Below are 17,046 nucleotides of genomic sequence, written 5' to 3'. Positions count from 1 at the left end.
CGGGTTCACTCCCGGGGAAGCAGCGGTCCCAGCGGCCCGAGGTCCAGATTCAGGTCCTCGGGCCGCAGTCTGTAACGCTCCCGCAGCTCGGTCATCCGGTCGTCGAGCAGCATCAGGGTGAGCCCGATGCGCTCCTCCTGCTCCTCGTCGAGATCGCCGGCGTCGAACCGGCGCAGCGCCTGGCGCTCCATGAGCTGGCGCAGCAGTTCCACCACGGTCAGCACCAGCTTGACCAGGTCCCGCTCGACGGTGTCGGGCTCCAGGTCCAGCCTGTTGCGGTCGACCGGGTTGCGGCGCTCGGTCACGACGACTCCCCCCACGGCGACGGCACCTGCTCGTTCACCGAGCTGATCAGCGCGTTCAGGTCGATCCGGACGAGGTCGACGTCCGCGATGCGCAGGGTGATGTCGCCGGTGATGACGACCCCGCCGGCCAGCAGCCGGTCGAGGAGGTCCACCAGGGCGACCTCACGGCGCTCGATCACCGTCACCGGCCCTCCTCCCCCGCGAAGGAATAGGCGGCCCAGGGACCCGTGAGTTCCACCCGCATTCCCGGGGCCTCGTCCTTCGTACGGTCCACCATCTCCACGAACTCCTCGGAATGGGCACGCGGTACGAGATAGGCCGCGTTGAGCACGTTCTGCCCCGAGGCACCGGAGAGCGCGGGGTTCTGCGGGGCGTGCAGCCGGGAATCCTCGGCGTACGCGGAGAGGGTCTCGTGCAGCCGGCCGGCGAAGGCCTCCGCCTGCTGCCACATGTCCTCGTGCGACCGCACCCGCATGCGCCGCTGACGCAGATAGTCCCGGCCCGACGCGGCCTTCTCCGCCGGGGGCCCGCTCTCCGCGGCGGGCTGCGGCTCCGCGTACACCTTGACGCCCCACTCCACCCGCCCCTCCAGCCGGTCGAGGGTGCCGCGGAAGGCGTCCTCACGCTCCTCGATCATCACCCGTACCCCGCTGTCGTCGCGGAAGACGGTGCCGAGCCGCAGCGGCAGCGGGGTGGTGACGACCGTGAGCGCGTCGATCACGCCCTGATGGGCGCGGGCGGTCACGGTCAGCCAGTCCAGGTCCTCCAGATGACGCCGGAGCGGTTCTTCGGCGAAGTCCCGCTCCGGCACATGGCTGACCACGGCCACCAGACCGTGGTGGTGCAGCAGTCTGGGCGGATCGCCGGCCACTCCCGTCAGCTGGGCCTGCAACGGGGAGCCGAAGGGGCGGCAGACGGCGTAGACGTACCGCAGTCCGGTCATGACGGCTCCTCCTCGGCCTTGGTGCGGGAGGGCTCAAGCTGCTCCAGCCGCTCGAGCCGCTCCCGCAGTTCGGCGTTCTCCCGGGCGAGCTCGTCGCGCCGGGCGCGGGTGGACAGCGCCGGGTCGTCCTCCCACCAGTCGATACCCATCTCCTTCGCCTTGTCCACCGAGGCGACGATCAGCCGCAGCTTGATCGTGAGGAGTTCGATGTCGAGCAGGTTGATGCGGATGTCGCCGGCGATCACGATGCCCTTGTCGAGCACGCGCTCCAGGATGTCCGCCAGGTTGGCCCCGCCGCCCTGCCCGTAGGGCTCGGGCATGCGGCTCGGCATGCTCATCGACGGCTCCCGCGGTCGGCGTCGGCGTACTCCTCTTCCTCGTCGCGCGCCTCCTCCGCCTCGGGCTCCTCGGCGTCCTCGTCCTCGTACTCGTCGTACTCGTCCTCGGCGCCCTTCTCCTGCTGGTCCTCCTCCGCGGGCTCGTCCTCCGCGGGCTCGTCCTCCGCGGGCTCGTCCTCCGCGGGCTCGTCCTCCGCGTAAGGACCCTCGTCCTCTTCCTCTTCTTCCTCCTCGTCCTCGTACGCCTCGGCGTCCTCGGCGTCCTCGGCGTCCTCGGCGTCCTCGGCGTCCTCGGCGGACTCCGCGCTGTCCTCGGCGTCCTCGTCCGTCTCCTCCGCCTGGGCGGCCTCCTCCTCCTCCTCGGCCACGACCTCGTCGTGGTCGCGGACGACCTCACCGTCGCGGATCTCGCCGCGCCAGCCGTCCTCCGCCTCGCCCTTGAGGGTGATGAAGCGGACGTAGTTCTTGAGGTCGAGGCGGGCCCGGCGGCCCTGGGCGCGCCATATGTTGCCGGTCTTCTCGAACAGGCCCTTGGGGTAGTACTCGATCACCAGCAGCACGCGGGTGAGGTTGTCGGTGAGCTTGTGGAAGGAGACGACACCCTTCGTGGTGCCCTTGGCGCCCTCCGACGTCCAGGAGATCCGGTCGTCCGGCACCTGCTCGGTGGTCTTCGCCTTCCAGCTGCGGTTGGACCAGAAGATCTTCATCTGCCAGTCGGACGTCGTGTCGTCGGCGCGGCTCGCGCTCTTGACGCCCTTGGCGAAGGTGCTGAAGTCCTGGTACTTCGTCCACTGGTCGTAGGCCGTGCGCAGCGGCACGCCGACGTCGATGTGCTCGATGATGACCGTGGGCTTCTGACCGGACCCCTTGCCCTTGCCCTTGCCCTTGCCGCCGAGGCCCTTGAAGGCGCCGACCACCTTGTCCTTGGCCCGCGAGGCACCGAGTTCCACCGCGCTGCGCACGGGGCCCTTGCCCTCGGCGAGCTTGCGGCCGCCGTCGAGGGCGAGCTTGGCGAAGCCGGGGCTGTTGCCCTCGGCGATGTCGTTCAGCTTCACCGTGGTCTGGCCGAGCTTCTGGCCGACCCCGACCAGCATGCGCTGGACCTGGGCGGCGACATACTCCTGCACCTCCGCCTTCAGCCGGTCGGCGGCCTCGCTCTTGGCCACGTCGGCGATGGGGTTGTTCTTCGTCGCCTTGTCGGTGACCCCCCGTGCTGCTCCGAGTGTCTCGGTCATCACTCACCGCCTCCCTTCGGGAGCCGGTTCCGGGCCCCGCGGCCGGCATCCCGGGCCGCGGCGGTCTTCTTGCCGGCCGTCTTCCTGGCCGCGGTCTTCTTGGCGGCCGTCTTCCTGGCGGGCTCCTTCTTCGCCGGAGCCCTCTTGGCCGGGGCCTTCTTCGCCGCCGGCCCGCGGCGCCGCTCGGGCTCCTCGTCGGCCTCGTCGGCCTGGTCGCCCTCGTCGCCTTCGTCCGCCTGCTCCGCCTCGGACTCCTCGTAGTCCTCCTCAGGCTCTTCGTCCCCGGAGTCCTCGGCCCGGTCGTCGTCGTCCTCGGCCCGGTCGTCGTCCTTGGAACCGAGGTCCGGGACCACGCCCGAGAGCTGGTCGCGGACCTGGGCGGTACGGCCGTGCAGCCGGTCGGCGATGGCGTCGATCTGCCGCTCGACCATGGCGCCCGAGGCCGCCTTGCCGACCCCGCGCAGGTCCACCCGCAGCTGGTCCCCGATCTCCTTGAACTGCGGGTTGTTCTTCAGCTGCCCGGACACCAGTTCCGCGACGGCCTTCGGAGTCAGGTTCATCCGCTTGCCCGCGACGAACGTGCCGACCGCCATCGCCAGCTTCAGTTTCTTCGTACGCCCGAGGACGTATCCGGCCCCTATCGCGAGGCCCATTCCCACTCGGTTCATCGTGTCGTCCCGTCGCCTGTCCCCGCGCCACCGCGCAGGCCGATCTCCAGCCGGTCGAGGAGGTCGTCCTCCTGTCGGTCGAACTCCTCCTCGTCTATCTCGCCCGCCTCCAGCCGCTCCTCCAGCTGAGCGAGTTCGGCCCTGACCGTGGCCGGGTCGTAGTAGAGGCGTTCCGCCTCACGCATTACCTGTCTGATCACCCAGCCGCTGCCGCGCACGGGTGCGAACGGCAGCAGGAGGACCTCGCCGATGAGTCCCACGACACGTCATCCCTCCACGCGGTCCGTGCCGGCCGCGCTGCCCGCCGGCTCGGCGGGTCCGGGGTCGACGAAGCTGTACGGCGGCAGCGGGCCGTTGACGCGCAGGTCGAGGTGCGGACGATCCTTGCGGATCTCCTCCACCGCGTTCAGGAACTCCGCGGCCGAGTCGCGGCCCACCAGGAACGACACGTTGGCGAGCCAGCCGCTGGACTCCGGGCCCACGCTGATCGCGTCGGCGAGCGGTTCCAGGGCACGCTGCACCTCGCCGGAGTCCTCGGCCTCCCGGGCCTTGACCGCGGCGACCACCATCTCGCCGAGCTGTAGCTTCTGCTCGTAACTGCCGCCGCCCGCCTGCCGGTTGGCCTCGGTCAGGGCGCGGATCTCCGGGTTCTCGGACATCACGCGGTGCAGTACGGCTTCTTCGTCGTGCGTGGCCTTGACGTTGTACTCGACCTTGCCGTCGAGCGTCCGCAACCGCTCCTGGTAGTGGTCGGCGCGCTCGGCGAGCACCCCGGTGACCGTGCCGTCGTCCGGGGCGACACTGCCGAACCGCATGGGCAGGATGCAGCCCTCCGCACCCACCTCGCTCAGGACGTTCTGGTGGGCGAGGAGATCCTTGCGCTTGGGCCGCAGCCCCTCGGGGGCGTCGCTGACGACGGCCGCCAGTCCGCCCTCCCGCAGGACGCGCACGGGACGCGGCGGATCACCGACGCCCGCCATGCTCTCGGGCAGCGCGGGATGGGACGAGGCCGTGATGCCGTAGACGTACGTGCTCACTCCCCTTCCTCCTTCCTGCGCGAGGCGGAGGTCTTACGGGCGCGCGGCCGGGACTCGGTCTCGCCCTCCTCGCGTGCCTGCTTGAAGGCGCCGGAGATGGTGTCGGCGGCACCGGAGAGCGCGCCCTTGGACTTGCCGCGGGCGCCGGACTCGGTGATCTGGCCGACCATGTCGGGCAGGCCGGGGCTCTTGCGCGGCCCCGCCTCCAGGTCGAGCCGGTTGCACGCCTCCGCGAAGCGGAGGTAGGTGTCGACGCTGGCCACCACGACCCGGACGTCGATCTTCAGGATCTCGATGCCGACCAGGGAGACTCGTACGAACGCGTCGATGACGAGCCCCCGGTCGAGGACGAGTTCCAGGACGTCGTAGAGGCCACTGCTGCCGCCTCCGCCGCCGCTCTGCTGAGCCGGGACAACGGTCATGTCGACCGCGCCTCCTTGTCTATGGGTTCGGTGTGCGAGTGGATGTGGTTCAACGGAGCGGCCCTACCGGCCGCCGGACCTGTGGGAGTCGGCCCGCCCGCGCTCGTAACGGCGAACGCGCCGATAGCCGGTCAGCTCGCCGTCCGGGTCGAGTTCGACCTGGTAGGTCGCCATCAGGCTCATCGTGTCGGGCACACGGGACAGTTCGAGGACTTCGACCTCGAGCGACCATCCGTCCTCGGTCTGCTCGAAGGACGACACGTTCTCGGCCGACATGCCGGTCAGCTCTCCGAGCTGGGCGCATGCGTCGCGCAGCACCTCCATGGGGCGCGGGCGTCGTCTCCTCGTCGTGTGCTCCGTTGTGTCCTTGTCCGCTGTGTCCTTGTTCGTCGTTCTGGGAGAACTTTGTGAATTGTGTGATTCTGAAGGATTTCTTGTGTTCGACATGGCCACCTCGTACTTCGGGTGGCCGCTCGTTCCTTGGCCAAACCTTCAGGAGGACATCAACGCGTCGAGGCGGCGGCGTGCCGGTCCCAGGGTGCGGCCCTTGCGCATCACGTCGGCCCACGGATCGGTGCGGGCCTGCTCGACGGCGTCGGCGATGGTCCAACGGCGGGCGTCCAGGCGCGGATCGTCCAGCTGGGACCAGGCGAGGGGTGTGGCCACCGGGGCGCCCGGCCGCGCGCGGACCGTGTAGGGGGCGACCGCGGTCTGGGCGTAGGCGTTGCGCTGGACGTCCAGGTAGAGCCGGTCGCCGCGGTCCTTCTTGCGGGCGGCGGTGGTGAGGCGGTCGGGGTGGCCGGCGGCGAGGGTGTCGGCGACGTCCCGGGCGAACGTCCGGACCTCGTCGAAGTCGTGCCGGCCGGTGACCGGCACCACCACGTGCAGGCCGCGCGAGCCGGTGGTCATCAGCGCCGAGGGCAGCTGGAGCTCGTCGAGCAGCTCGCCCAGCAGCAGGGCCGTCTCCCGCACCGCCGCGAAGTCCTCCCGGGAGTCCCCGGGCGGGTCGAGGTCGAAGACCATCCGGTCCGGCCGCTCCACGCGGCCGGCGCGGGACAGCCAGCGGTGCAGGGTGAGGGCCGCCTGGTCGGCGAGGTACAGCAGGGTGGCGGTGTCATCGCACACGGTGTGGCGGACGGTGCCGCCCTCCTTGGCGACCTCGGCCCGGGTGATCCACTCCGGGTACGTGTCCGGCGTGTTCTTCTGCATGAACCGGGGGCCGTCGACGCCGTCCGGGTGCCGCTCCAGCATCAGGGGGCGGCCGCGCAGGTGCGGCAGCATGAACGGGGCGACGGACCGGTAGTAGTCGACCAGGTCGCCCTTGGTGTACTCCTTCGTGCCCCCGCCCCCGGGGAAGAGCACCTTGTGCGGGCGGTGCACCCGCACCGTGCGCCGGCCCGCCCGGACCGTGCGTGGACCCGCGCCGCTCACCGCACGACCGCCCCCTCCACCAGCAGCTTGCCGGCCGCCGCGATCGACTCGGCGTCGATGCCCGCGGCGTGCAGCTGCTCGTCGGGGGAGCCCGAGCCCGGCATCGAGCGGACGGCGAGGCGCACCAGACGCGGCACGGGCCGCCCGTCGAGGAACGCGTCGAGGACGGCGTCGCCCAAGCCGCCCTCCTCGTGGTGGTCCTCCACGGTCAGCAGGCAACCGGTCTCCTCGGCGGCCCGGCGCAGGGTGGGCCGGTCGACGGGCTTGACCGAGTACAGGTCGATCACCCGGACGCTGATGCCCTCCCCTTCCAGCGCGTCGGCGGCGGCCAGCGCCTCGGGCACGGTGACGCCCGCCGCGACGATCGTCATCCGGTCCTGCCCGGAGGAGCGCAGCACCTTGCTGCCGCCGATCGGGAACTCCTCGTCGGGCCCGTAGATCACCGGGCTCTCGCCGCGCGAGGTGCGCAGGTAGCGGACGCCCTCCAGGCCCGCCATCTCGGCGACGAGCCGGGCGGTCTGGTTGGCGTCGCACGGGTACAGCACGGTCGAGCCGTGCACCGCCCGCATCATCGCCAGGTCCTCCAGACCCATCTGGCTGGGTCCGTCCTGCCCGATCGCCACGCCCGCGTGGGAGCCGATCAGGTTGAGGCCGGAGCCGCTGATGGACGCCATGCGGATGAAGTCGTAGGCGCGGGTGAGGAAGGCCGCGAAGGTGGTGGCGTACGGCACCCAGCCGCGCGCGGCGAGTCCGACGGCCACGGCGACCATCTGCTGTTCGGCGATGTAGCACTCGAAGTAGCGGTCGGGGTGTTCCTTGGCGAAGAACTCCGCGCGCGTGGAGTCGCCGACCTCGCCGTCCAGGGCGACGACGTCGCTGCGTCCGCTGCCGAGCGCGGCGAGCGCCTGCCCGAAGGCGTTGCGGGTGGCGACCTCGTCGCCGCCCTTCTCGAAGCGGGGCAGTTCGAAGGGTCCGGTGTGCACGGAGTGCAGCATGCGGGCGGCCGGCGGCTCGGTCACCTGGATGCGCAGGTCGCGGGGGCCGCCGAGTTCGGCGATCGCGTCGTCGGCGTTCTTCAGCGGCTTGCCGTGCAGGCCCTCGCGGTCCTCGATGTCGGCGACGCCCTTGCCCTTGAGGGTGCGGGCGAGGATCGCGGTCGGCTGGCCCTTGGTGGAGACGGCCTCGCCGTACGCCCGGTCGATCGCGTCGACGTCGTGGCCGTCCACCTCGACGGTGTGCCAGCCGAAGGCCTGGAAGCGGCGGGCGTAGGCGTCCAGGTCGTGGCCGTGCCGGGTCGGGCCGCGCTGGCCGAGCCGGTTCACGTCGACGACGACGGTGAGGTTGTCCAGGTGCTCGTGTCCGGCCTGCTCGGCGGCCTCCCACACGGATCCCTCGGCCATCTCGCTGTCGCCGCACAGCACCCACACGCGGTAGCCGGTACGGTCCAGCCGCTTCTCGGACAGCGCGATCCCGACGCCGACCGGCAGTCCCTGCCCGAGCGAGCCGGTGGCCGTCTCCACCCACGGCAGCCGCCGGGGCGTGGGGTGCCCTTCGAGCCGGCTGCCGAGCGTGCGGAAGGTGAGCAGTTCCTCGTCGTCGACGGCGCCGACCGCCTTGTAGACGGAGTACAGCAGGGGCGAGGCGTGGCCCTTGGACAGCACGAAGCGGTCGTTGCCCGGGTGGGCGGGGCGGTCGAAGTCGTAGCGGAAGTGGTGGGCGAAGAGGACGGCCATCAGGTCGGCGGCGGACATCGAGGACGTCGGGTGCCCGGAGCCCGCGGCCGCCGAGGCGCGCACGCTGTCCACGCGCAACTGCTGGGCGAGTTCGACGAGTTCACCGGTGTTCATGAATCTCCTTCCGCGGAGGTGACGTCGGGGGTGCCGTCGGTCCGCTTGACGGGGCCGGGAGCCCGGTCGGGCTCACGGCCGTTCCGGCCTTGTTTCCTGGGGGGTTCGCCACCGGGCTGGTGCCCGGCGGGCTCCCCACCGGGTTGGTTCCTGGCGGGCTCGGGGCCCGGCTGGTTCTTGGCGGGCTCGGGGCCCGGCTGGTTCTTGGCGGGCTCGGGGCCCGGCTGGTTCTTCGCGGGGTCAGGGCCCGGCTGGTTCTTGGCGGGCTCAGGGCCCGGGTGATCCGGCTGACTCTTCGCGGGCTCAGGGGCCGATCGGGCCTCTTCGGGCCCGGGGGCGGGGTGGTTCGCCACGGGCTCGGAGCCCGGCCGACTTCCCGCGGGCCCGGGGTCCGGCCGGCCCTCCACGGGCCCGGAGCCCCGCTCGGTCCCCGCGGGATCGGAGCCCGGCTCCGGGCCCGGCGGCGTCTCCGCGTCCGTGTCGGCCGCGAGGGCCGCTCCGGGGCCCGACCTGGCCGCCTCCCTGCCGCGTGCGCGCGGTCCCGCCTCCTTCAGGTGTGCTCCCGGTCCTCCCGGCACCCGGGCCAGTTCCGGCGACGCCGTGTCCAGCGGCACCGACCAGGACCGTACGAGGCCCAACTGGACGGCCTGGCGCGGGAGTACCGAATCCAGCAGCCAGTCCGCAGCGACCCGGACCCGGTTGCCGGGCATCGCCGCGAGGTGGTAGGCGCGGGTGACCGCACCGGCCGCCGGCCCGGACAGGGGAATGCCGAGCGGCTTGGCGGCGGCCTTCGCACCGCCCAGGTCCACCACGAAGCCGAGGTCCTTGTGGCGGTAGGGACGCCGTTCGCCGACGCCCAGCGAGGCGGCGACGTTGCGGGCCGCTGCCTTCCCGTGCCGCCAGGCGTGCTGCGCGGTCATCGGCGTGAACTCCCCGGGCTTGTCCAGGTCCGGTACGGCGGCCGCGTCCCCGCACGCGAACACCTCCGGCCGGCCCGGGAGCCGGAGGTACGGGTCGACGACGATCCGGCCGCGCTCCAGCGGCTGCCCGATGCTCTCGACGAACGGATCGGGCCGGACGCCGACGCACCACACGAGCGTCCGCGTGCGCACGAACTCGCCGTCGGTCAACAGCACCCCGTCCGGCGTGGCCTCCTTCACGGAGGTCCCCATGCGCACCTCCACGCCCCGCTCGCGCAGCGTGCGGTCGGCGGTGCGGGACAGGTGCTCGTCCAGCTCGGGCAGCACGCGTGGCGCGACGTCGAGAAGCAGCCAGCGCGGCCGTACGCCTCCACCCAGCGGGTGCCTGCGCACCTGCGCGTCGGTGTACAGCTGCCCGTGCGCGGCGACCTCGGTGCCGGTGTAACCGGCGCCGACCACCACGAACGTGCGGCGCGCGGCGCGGCTGTCCGGATCGTCGGCCGCCGCGGCGAGTTCCACCTGCCGGGTGACGTGGTCGCGCAGGTACAGCGCCTCGGGCAGCCCGCGGAAGCCGTGCGCGTGCTCGGCGACCCCGGGGATCGGCAGCAGTTTGTTCACGCTGCCGACGGCGAGCACCAGCCGGTCGTAGGCCAGGGTGCCCTCGCCGCCCTCGGGGTCGCTGTAGTGCACGGTCCGCCCGTCCAGGTCGATGCCGTCGGCCTCGCCGAGCACCAGGCGGACGTGCGACAGGGTGCCCGAGAGGGAGACGGTGACCCGGCGCGGCTCCAGGATCCCGGCCGCGACCTGGGGCAGCAGGGGCAGGTACAGGAAGTAGTCGGTCGGGTTCAGCAGGGTGATGTCGGCCTTGCCCCGGGACATCCTGGACAGCTCTCGGGCCGTCCGGTACCCGGCGAAACCGGCACCGACGATCACAATGCGGGGTCGACTCACGGTTCGCCTCCGGCGCTGTCGCGTACCTCGGGAGACTTCCGCGTCCCCCTGGTCAGGTCACCCAAACGTCCGCCTGGCCCCGCCCCGGCCCGTACGGACCGGTTTCCGCCGGGGCCGCCGGGTACCCGGGACGCCGAACCACCCGCCCACTTCGTGGAGGCACACCCCCCATGCCCGAATACGGCTACTTCCTCTCGTGCGAGCAGTACGGTCCCGCCGAGCTCGTCGAGCAGGCACGCATGGCCGAACAGGCCGGATTCCAGGCACTGTGGATCTCCGACCACTACCACCCGTGGAACGACGCGCAGGGCCAGAGCCCGTTCGTCTGGTCGGTGATCGGCGCCCTGTCGGAGGCCGTGTCGCTGCCGATCGAGACGGCGGTGACCTGCCCGACCGTACGGATGCATCCGGCGGTGGTGGCACAGGCCGCGGCGACCAGCGCGGTGATGACGAACGGCCGCTTCCGGCTGGGCGTCGGCACCGGCGAGGCGCTCAACGAGCACATCCTCGGTGACGCCTGGCCGCCCGCGCACGTACGGCTGGAGATGCTGGAGGAGGCCATCCAGGTGATGCGGCGGCTGTTCACCGGCGAGGAGGTCAACCACCACGGCACGCACTACACGGTGGAGAACGCCCGCCTGTACACGGTTCCCGACGAGCCCGTCCCGATCGACGTCTCCGGTTTCGGGCCCGCGGCCACCCAGCTCGCCTCCCGGGTCGCCGACGGGTACATCACCATCCAGCCGGACGCGGCGATGGTGGAGCAGTACCGCAAGGGCGGGGGCGGCGGAAATCTCGTCAGCGGCGGCACCAAGGTCTGCTACGACACCGACAAGGACGAGGCCGTACGGACCGTGCACCGGCTCTGGGCCAACGAGCAGCTGCCCGGCGAACTGGCCCAGGTGCTGCCCTCGCCCAAGCACTTCGAGCAGGCGCAGTCGCTGGTCACCGAGGACATGGTCCGCCAGAACCGGGTGTGCGGCGACGACGTGGAGGAGCACGTCGCGGAGCTGAAGCAGTTCGCCGACGCCGGCTTCGACGTCGTCTACGTCAACCAGATCGGACCCGACCTGCGCGGGTTCTTCGACTTCTACCGCACGAAGGTGCTGCCGCAGCTTCAGCAGAGTGCCTGAACCGGCAGCGCGCCTCGCGGGACATGCGCCGGCCGGTGTGACACGCGTCGGCCGACGTTCATGTCCGCCACGACGGCGACCTGTTCAGGTCCGCCGCCGGGACGGTGGCCGGCCCGCGCGGCGCAGCCCGGCGCTCACCATGGCGCCCAGGCCCGCCGCGGACAGCGCTCCGGCGCCCATCCGCCCCCGGTTGCGGGACACCCAGCCCTGCGGGCTGCCCGCCACGGCCTCGTCGTCGAATCAAGACCCATGCGAACTGAGGAGTGTTGACGGCCGGCAGCTGCACCATCGTGGTGCGCACGCCGTTGCCCTCGTGCAACAGCTCGCACCGCAGCGACTCGTTGAAGCCCTGGATGGTGTGCTTGGCCCCGCAGTACGCCGACTGCAAGGGGACCCCTCGGTAGGCGAGCGCCGAACCGACCTGCGCGATGGTTCCCCGGTCACGCGGCAGCATGTGGCGCAGCGCGGCCGGGTGCCGAACACGTAGCCCGGACAGGTCACTTCGGTCACCCGCCGGAACTCGTCCGGAGTGATCTCGGTGAACGGGGCGAAGATCCCGCCGAAGGCGTTGTCGACCCAGACGTCGATGGGCCCGAACGCGTCGGTCACCTGCTGGGCGGCGGCCTCCACCGCCTTGGCGTCCGCCATGTCCACGGTGACGACGAACGCCTCACCGCCGGCGCGCTGCACGTCGTCCGCCGTCGCGGCGAGGCCCGCGCGGCCCCGGGCCAGCAGGGCGACCCGGTCGCCCCGGGCGGTGAAGGCCACCGCCGTGGCCCGGCCCAGGCCACGGCGGTGGCCTCCACCGCCTTGGCGTCCGCCATGTCCACGGTGACGACGAACGCCTCACCGCCGGCGCGCTGCACGTCGTCCGCCGTCGCGGCGAGGCCCGCGCGGCCCCGGGCCAGCAGGGCGACCCGGTCGCCCCGGGCGGTGAAGGCCACCGCCGTGGCCCGGCCCAGGCCACCGCTGGCGCCAGTCACCACGACCGTTTTGCCGTGCGCCGACCGCGACCGCGGGGCTCTGCGGATGCGGCGCACCTCGGATCACGCCCGGTGGTGCGGCTGCTCGGGGGCGATGCCGTCGGGCCGCGGCGGCGCGGCCGGGGTCCCGGACGTGCCGGGCTCCGGTGCGCCCGCCTGGGGTGCCACGGGCGGCATCGGCGGGATCGGGCCGCCGGCGCCGGGCGGCGAGGACGGCAACGTGCCGCCGATGCCCGGCTGGTGACCGTTCGCGGTGGGGCCCGCCTCGGGCGCGTGCGAGGGCCGGGACGCGGAGGGACGGGCGGCACCGCGCAGCATGTAGGCGACGACGCCGAGGATCGCCGCGGTGATCAGTGCGGCGGCCCAGTCGGGCAGCACGAGGGCGAGCGCGAGTCCGACGGCGAGCGCGACGGCCGCGCCCGCGTACAGGGCGACGGTGCCGGAGGCGGCGTAAGCATGGCCGTACGGCGCTGCTTGCGGGTCTGCTCGCGCAGTTCCTCGCGGACGGTCTCGCGCGCGACCTGCGCCAGCTCGTCGACCAGATGCCGGTCCAGATGCTCCAGGTGATCCAAGCGGTCCATGGCCGCCGGGTACCCCCGGCCACCGGCGCGTAACGCCCACGGCAGGCGGCCGACGAGCGGATCGCGGGAAACGATCTCCCTGCCCCGGCGTCCCAACTAGGCTTTTCCGCATGGACATTCTGGGAGCCACGCTGCGCGTCTGCGTCGACGACCTGGAGACCGCGGTCCCCTTCTACGAACGGCTCGCGGGCGGCACCGCCCTCCGCTTCGAGCGCGGCGGCGTCCAGGTCGCCGCGGTCGGCTGCTTCCTGCTGATGAGCGGCCCCGCGGCCGAGCTGGAGGTGCTGCGCAAGGTCGCCGCCACGATCGCGGTCAAGGACGTCGACGAGGCCCACCGGGTGCTGACGGAGCTGGGCGCCCGCGTGATCGCGGGCCCGGTCGCCACGCCGGCGGGCCGCAACCTGATCGCGATGCACCCGGACGGGGCGGTGTACGAGTACGTGGACCGTGGCGGCGCGTAGCGGATCGAGGCCCCGTGCCAGGGCGACCCGGGCACCGTGCGGTCACCCCGAGCGGGCGCCCGGTGCCAGGTCGCCCTGCTCCGGACCACCCGTGAGATCAGCCCGCCGCTCGCATCTCGGCGGTGATCGCCCACCGCTCGTGGTCCCGCCAGGCGCCGTCGACGAAGAGCATGGCCGGTGAGAAGCCCTCCAGCCGGAATCCGCAGGCCCGGGCGAGCGCGATGGACGCGGCGTTCCCGGGCTGCACGTTGATCTCCAGCCGGTGCAGCCTCATCGGCCCGAACGCGTACCCGACCACGAGGCCGAGGCCTTCCCGCATCAGCCCGCGCCCGGCGGCGTGCGCGAACGCGCCGTAGCCGAGCGCCCCGCACTGGAATCCGTCCCGGACGATGTTGTTGATGTTGATGAACCCGGCGACGGCCCCGGCCACGGATCCGTCCCCGCCCGGCTCCGGGGCCTTCTCGCACACCAGGAACCCGGCCCGGGCCGGATCCTCGATCAGCCGCCCCGCGTAGGCGGTGTACGCGCTGGGGCTGTCCGGCGGGAACAGCCACGGCCGGTGCAGTTCCCGGCTCTGCCTCGCCCGGGCGGTGAACTCGGCGCCGTCCTCGTACGTGAAGGGCCGTACGCCCACGCGCGGGCCTTCGGCGAGATAGCGGGAAGCGTGGTGAGGCACTCCGCCACCCTACGGCTCACCCCGCGCCCCTGCCGCTCACCCACCGACAAGTGCCCGTACGGGGAACACTGAGGTGACCTCCAGTCGGGATGCGGCGGAGCAGTTCATCCTGGCGCCCGGCAGCGGCGGGTGGTGGCGACGACCGCCTGCGAGGGGCGCCGCGTCCCTGCCGCTCACCCCGCGTCCCTGCCGCTCACCTCGCGCCCTCACGGCTCACCCCGACCCCTGCGGCTCACCCGCGGCGTCAGCGCAGTGCCGGTTCGTCGAGCGTCAAGGTGCCCGCGTCGGCGTCGAGCTCGGCGGCGACACCGAAGGGAACCGTCGAGGCCCCCTCGCAGTGCCCGAACCCGAACTCCTCCAGCACGGGCACGCCGAGGCCGCCGAGCCGGTCGGCGAGGACCGCCCGCAGGTCGGCGTACGGACCGCAGGCGGTCCAGGAGCCGAGCGCGATCCCCGTGACACCGTCGAGCCAGGCACCGCGCAGCAGCTGGGTCAGCATCCGGTCGACGCGGTACGCCCGCTCGCCCACGTCCTCGGTCAGCAGCAGCCCGCCGCGTGCCGTGCGGCGGGCGTGCGGGGTGCCCAGGTCGGAGGCGAGCATGCTCAGGCAGCCGCCCAGCGTGACGCCCCGGGCCCGCCCGGGAACCAGCGCGGTGCCCCGGGAGGTGAGCGTGCGGACCGTCTCGGGAGCGAACAGCGTGGCCCTGAGGTGCTCCTGCGCTGCCGCGTTCTTGACGAAGTCGACACCGGCCGCCGCCGGTCCGTGCAGGGTGACCAGGCCCAGCCGGGTGGCGAACGCCTGGTGCAGCGAGGTGATGTCGCTGAAGCCGACGAACACCTTGGGTCCGGCCGCCCGCATCGCCGCCCAGTCCAGCAGGTCGGCCGTCCGCTGCGCCCCGTATCCGCCCCGCGCGCACAGCACCGCGTCCACGGCCGGGTCGCACCACGCGCTCTGCAGGTCGGCGGCCCGGTCGGCGTCCGTGCCCGCCAGATGGGGCAGGGCGCCGTGCCGGTCCAGCACATGCGGGCCCACCACCGGGTCGAGGTCCCAGCCGCGCAGAACGTCCAGACCGGCCTCCAGCCGCTCCTCGGCCACGGGCCCGCTGGGCGCCACCACGGCCACCCGGGCCCCGGGGGCCAGCCTCACCGGCCGGACGAGTTCCTTCACCTGGTGAGCTCCAACGTCGGGACGCCGGGCGGGGTGAGCCCGAACACCTGGGCGTACAGGGAGAGTTCGGACTCCAGCACGCGGATCATGGTTTCCGCGCGCCGGAACCCGTGGCCCTCCCCCTCGAACGCGAGGTACGCGTGCGGCACCCGGCGGCCCGCCAGCCGGGCGAGGAACTCCTCGCACTGCGCGGGCGGGCAGATCACGTCGTCCAGTCCCTGGAACAGCACGAAGGGCGCGGTGATCCGGTCGGCGTGCTCGGCGGGCGAGCGCTGCACGTACCGGCCGGGAACCTCGTCGTAGGGGCCGACGAGGCTCTCCAGGTACCGCGACTCGAAGTCGTGGGTCTGCCCCGCGCCCCAGCCGACCAGGTCGAGCACGGGATAGAGGATCGTGCCGCAGGCGTAGACGTCGGTCGCGGCGAGGGAGGCGGCCGCGGTCCAGCCGCCCGCGCTGCCGCCGCGGATCGCCAGCCGATCGCGGTCGGCGGTGCCCTCGTCGGCGAGCGCGAGCGCGACGGCCGCGCAGTCCTCGACGTCGACCACCCCCCACTGCTCGCGCAGCAGGTCCCGGTACGCCCGGCCGTAGCCGGTGGAGCCGCCGTAGTTGACCTCGGCGACCCCGATGCCGCGTGAGGTGAAGTAGGCGATCTGGAGGTCGAGGACGAGGGGCGCGCGGCCGGTGGGGCCGCCGTGGGCCCACACGACGTACGGCGGCAGTTCCCCGCCCGGTGCGGCGCAGCCGGGGTGGTGCGGCGGGTAGATGTGGGCGTGGACCTCGCGTCCGGCGGGCCCGGTGAAGGTGCGGATCTGCGGTTCGGGGTAGTAGGCGGGGTCCACGGCGTCGTCGTGCGGGGCTCCGACCACCCGGGCCCGGCCGGTGCGGGTGTCCAGCTCCACCACCTCGTACGCGCTGCGCGGGCTGGCTCCGACGGTGACCACGCGGTCGCCGCGCACCGCGAGGGTGGGTGTGAACTCGGTCCAGGGGCCGGCCGTGTCGACGAGTTCGCCGGTCTCCGGGTCGAGCACGCCGAGGGTGGTGGCGCCGCGGCCGTGCACGACGGCGACGAGTCCGCCCTCCAACGGGGCGAACCAGCGGGAAGCTTCCACAGCGGCCCGCCGAACTCCTCCTCGCGCGGGCAGAGCGGTTCGCCGTCGCGGTACAGGTTCCACCAGCCCGTACGGTCGCTCGCGTACAGCAGACGGCCGTCCGCCGACCATTCGGCCTGGGCGACGGACTCCCGCGCTCCCCCGGCCACCGTCCGTGCCGGTCCGAAGGTGCCGTCGTCCATGACGTCGGCGACGATCAGCTCCGTGCCGTCCCACGGCATGCGCGGGTGGTCCCAGGCGAGCCAGGCCGCCCGCCGCCCGTCCGGCGTGAGCCGGGGGCCGGTGACGAACCGGTGCCGGTCGTCGGTGAGTTCGCGTACCCCGCGCCGGTCCCCGGCGGCCGAGCCGTCCAGCGGTACGGCCGCCAGGACCCGCCGGACGTCGGTGGGCGCCTCACCGGTGAACTCCTCCAGCACGCACCACACTTCGCCGCGGTCGAGGCGCAGCTGCGGTTCCGCCCAGCGCAGTCCGCCGCCGACGGTGGACAGGGGGGTGAGCGGAACCGGTTCACCGCCCGGTCCGTAGCGGTACAGGCGCTGGTCGGCGAAGTGCGCGAAGACGACGAGCGGTTCGCCGTCCACCATCGCTCCGGCCCAGGGATGGCCGCCGTACTCGATGACGCGGCTGCGCACGTTCCACGGGGCGGGCAGCACCGGCTCCTGCATGCCGTCGGCGTGCCGCCGCACCAGGGTGCGTCGGCCGCCCTCGGTGGGCCGGGGCTCGGTCCACCAGGTCTCGTCGCCGACGAAGCCCACGTACTCGGGGTGCCCGTCGTGCGCGGCGGCGAGCGCCGCGTCGATGGGCGAGGGCCAGGAACCGTACGCCAACGTCCGCACTT

The 17,046-nt window shown here is 72.9% G+C and carries 18 protein-coding genes and 4 pseudogenes; 2 read left to right on the top strand and 20 right to left on the bottom strand.

Annotation, left to right across the window (positions count from 1 at the left end; genetic code table 11):
• Window positions 1–5 precede the first annotated feature (5 nt).
• The 13 genes from QQS16_RS32580 to QQS16_RS32520 form a co-directional block, all read right to left on the bottom strand.
• Entirely contained in the window at window positions 6–305 is a 300-nt protein-coding gene (locus tag QQS16_RS32580) for a gas vesicle protein K (protein WP_286065637.1), read from the bottom strand.
• The gene (locus tag QQS16_RS32575) at window positions 302–490 is read right to left on the bottom strand and encodes a gas vesicle protein (RefSeq protein WP_286065636.1); all 189 of its coding nucleotides are present in this window, start codon (window positions 488–490) and stop codon (window positions 302–304) included. The genes QQS16_RS32580 and QQS16_RS32575 overlap by 4 nt, the downstream gene beginning before the upstream one ends.
• Window positions 487–1,248: a GvpL/GvpF family gas vesicle protein gene (locus QQS16_RS32570; RefSeq protein ID WP_286065635.1), complete on the bottom strand. Its 762-nt coding sequence runs from the start codon at window positions 1,246–1,248 to the stop codon at window positions 487–489. The genes QQS16_RS32575 and QQS16_RS32570 overlap by 4 nt, the downstream gene beginning before the upstream one ends.
• Complete coding sequence (locus QQS16_RS32565; RefSeq protein ID WP_286065634.1) at window positions 1,245–1,586, bottom strand: gas vesicle protein; 342 nt, start codon at window positions 1,584–1,586, stop codon at window positions 1,245–1,247. The genes QQS16_RS32570 and QQS16_RS32565 overlap by 4 nt, the downstream gene beginning before the upstream one ends.
• A complete protein-coding gene (locus QQS16_RS32560) occupies window positions 1,583–2,821 on the bottom strand; it encodes an SRPBCC family protein (RefSeq protein WP_286065633.1) in 1,239 nt (412 codons plus the stop codon). Before QQS16_RS32560 ends, QQS16_RS32565 begins: the two co-directional genes overlap by 4 nt.
• Window positions 2,821–3,489: a DNA primase gene (locus QQS16_RS32555; protein ID WP_286065632.1), complete on the bottom strand. Its 669-nt coding sequence runs from the start codon at window positions 3,487–3,489 to the stop codon at window positions 2,821–2,823. Before QQS16_RS32555 ends, QQS16_RS32560 begins: the two co-directional genes overlap by 1 nt.
• Window positions 3,486–3,749, bottom strand: a complete 264-nt coding sequence (locus QQS16_RS32550) for a gas vesicle protein GvpG (RefSeq protein WP_286065631.1) — start codon at window positions 3,747–3,749, stop codon at window positions 3,486–3,488. The genes QQS16_RS32555 and QQS16_RS32550 overlap by 4 nt, the downstream gene beginning before the upstream one ends.
• 6 nt (window positions 3,750–3,755) lie before the next feature.
• Window positions 3,756–4,526, bottom strand: a complete 771-nt coding sequence (locus QQS16_RS32545) for a GvpL/GvpF family gas vesicle protein (protein ID WP_286065630.1) — start codon at window positions 4,524–4,526, stop codon at window positions 3,756–3,758.
• Window positions 4,523–4,948, bottom strand: a complete 426-nt coding sequence (locus QQS16_RS32540; protein ID WP_286065629.1) for a gas vesicle structural protein GvpA — start codon at window positions 4,946–4,948, stop codon at window positions 4,523–4,525. The genes QQS16_RS32545 and QQS16_RS32540 overlap by 4 nt, the downstream gene beginning before the upstream one ends.
• A 63-nt stretch (window positions 4,949–5,011) precedes the next feature.
• Complete coding sequence (locus QQS16_RS32535; RefSeq protein ID WP_286066528.1) at window positions 5,012–5,395, bottom strand: gas vesicle protein GvpO; 384 nt, start codon at window positions 5,393–5,395, stop codon at window positions 5,012–5,014.
• A gap of 45 nt (window positions 5,396–5,440) precedes the next feature.
• Entirely contained in the window at window positions 5,441–6,379 is a 939-nt protein-coding gene (gene ligD, locus QQS16_RS32530) for a non-homologous end-joining DNA ligase (RefSeq protein ID WP_286065628.1), read from the bottom strand.
• Window positions 6,376–8,226 (bottom strand): transketolase, encoded by a 1,851-nt coding sequence (locus QQS16_RS32525; RefSeq protein ID WP_286065627.1) that lies wholly within the window; start codon window positions 8,224–8,226, stop codon window positions 6,376–6,378. Before QQS16_RS32525 ends, ligD begins: the two co-directional genes overlap by 4 nt.
• Window positions 8,223–10,079, bottom strand: coding sequence for an NAD(P)/FAD-dependent oxidoreductase (locus QQS16_RS32520; RefSeq protein WP_502963935.1), 1,857 nt, complete (start codon window positions 10,077–10,079; stop codon window positions 8,223–8,225). The genes QQS16_RS32525 and QQS16_RS32520 overlap by 4 nt, the downstream gene beginning before the upstream one ends.
• Window positions 10,080–10,267: 188 nt before the next feature.
• On the opposite strand from QQS16_RS32520, the gene QQS16_RS32515 reads away from it, so the two are divergent.
• The gene (locus QQS16_RS32515) at window positions 10,268–11,230 is read left to right on the top strand and encodes an LLM class F420-dependent oxidoreductase (protein ID WP_286065625.1); all 963 of its coding nucleotides are present in this window, start codon (window positions 10,268–10,270) and stop codon (window positions 11,228–11,230) included.
• A gap of 84 nt (window positions 11,231–11,314) precedes the next feature.
• Here QQS16_RS32515 and QQS16_RS32510 read toward each other — a convergent pair whose 3' ends face one another.
• The 4 genes and pseudogenes from QQS16_RS32510 to QQS16_RS32495 form a co-directional block, all read right to left on the bottom strand.
• The gene (locus QQS16_RS32510) at window positions 11,315–11,455 is read right to left on the bottom strand and encodes a hypothetical protein (protein ID WP_286066583.1); all 141 of its coding nucleotides are present in this window, start codon (window positions 11,453–11,455) and stop codon (window positions 11,315–11,317) included.
• Between the two features lie 10 nt (window positions 11,456–11,465).
• Window positions 11,466–12,016: pseudogene (locus QQS16_RS32505) on the bottom strand (SDR family oxidoreductase); the annotation flags it as partial.
• Window positions 12,017–12,084: 68 nt separating this feature from the next.
• Window positions 12,085–12,174: pseudogene (locus QQS16_RS44040) on the bottom strand (hypothetical protein); the annotation flags it as partial.
• Between the two features lie 102 nt (window positions 12,175–12,276).
• Window positions 12,277–12,794, bottom strand: a pseudogene (locus QQS16_RS32495) (phage holin family protein).
• 110 nt (window positions 12,795–12,904) lie between these two features.
• On the opposite strand from QQS16_RS32495, the gene QQS16_RS32490 reads away from it, so the two are divergent.
• The gene (locus QQS16_RS32490) at window positions 12,905–13,255 is read left to right on the top strand and encodes a VOC family protein (RefSeq protein ID WP_286065624.1); all 351 of its coding nucleotides are present in this window, start codon (window positions 12,905–12,907) and stop codon (window positions 13,253–13,255) included.
• 97 nt (window positions 13,256–13,352) lie between these two features.
• Here the strand turns inward: QQS16_RS32490 and QQS16_RS32485 are convergent, their stop codons facing one another.
• The 3 genes and pseudogenes from QQS16_RS32485 to QQS16_RS32475 form a co-directional block, all read right to left on the bottom strand.
• Window positions 13,353–13,931, bottom strand: coding sequence for a GNAT family N-acetyltransferase (locus tag QQS16_RS32485; RefSeq protein ID WP_286065623.1), 579 nt, complete (start codon window positions 13,929–13,931; stop codon window positions 13,353–13,355).
• Between the two features lie 244 nt (window positions 13,932–14,175).
• Window positions 14,176–15,099, bottom strand: a complete 924-nt coding sequence (locus QQS16_RS32480) for a S66 peptidase family protein (protein WP_286065622.1) — start codon at window positions 15,097–15,099, stop codon at window positions 14,176–14,178.
• Window positions 15,096–17,044, bottom strand: a pseudogene (locus QQS16_RS32475) (S9 family peptidase). Before QQS16_RS32475 ends, QQS16_RS32480 begins: the two are co-directional and overlap by 4 nt.
• Window positions 17,045–17,046 lie beyond the last annotated feature (2 nt).

The sequence above is a fragment of the Streptomyces sp. ALI-76-A genome (genome assembly GCF_030287445.1).
Lineage (GTDB): Bacteria > Actinomycetota > Actinomycetes > Streptomycetales > Streptomycetaceae > Streptomyces.
Note: the sequence above shows the minus strand (reverse complement) of the source record. Positions and strands in the feature narration are given on the sequence as shown.

Bases quoted from the DNA above. Each gene is read 5' to 3' on its own strand.
- QQS16_RS32535 (WP_286066528.1), bottom strand. From the start codon at position 5,395: ATGTCGAACACAAGAAATCCTTCAGAATCACACAATTCACAAAGTTCT.
- QQS16_RS32525 (WP_286065627.1), bottom strand. From the start codon at position 8,226: ATGAACACCGGTGAACTCGTCGAACTCGCCCAGCAGTTGCGCGTGGAC.
- QQS16_RS32565 (WP_286065634.1), bottom strand. From the start codon at position 1,586: ATGAGCATGCCGAGCCGCATGCCCGAGCCCTACGGGCAGGGCGGCGGG.
- QQS16_RS32560 (WP_286065633.1), bottom strand. From the start codon at position 2,821: ATGACCGAGACACTCGGAGCAGCACGGGGGGTCACCGACAAGGCGACG.
- QQS16_RS32490 (WP_286065624.1), top strand. From the start codon at position 12,905: ATGGACATTCTGGGAGCCACGCTGCGCGTCTGCGTCGACGACCTGGAG.
- QQS16_RS32515 (WP_286065625.1), top strand. From the start codon at position 10,268: ATGCCCGAATACGGCTACTTCCTCTCGTGCGAGCAGTACGGTCCCGCC.
- QQS16_RS32570 (WP_286065635.1), bottom strand. From the start codon at position 1,248: ATGACCGGACTGCGGTACGTCTACGCCGTCTGCCGCCCCTTCGGCTCC.
- QQS16_RS32540 (WP_286065629.1), bottom strand. From the start codon at position 4,948: ATGACCGTTGTCCCGGCTCAGCAGAGCGGCGGCGGAGGCGGCAGCAGT.
- QQS16_RS32555 (WP_286065632.1), bottom strand. From the start codon at position 3,489: ATGAACCGAGTGGGAATGGGCCTCGCGATAGGGGCCGGATACGTCCTC.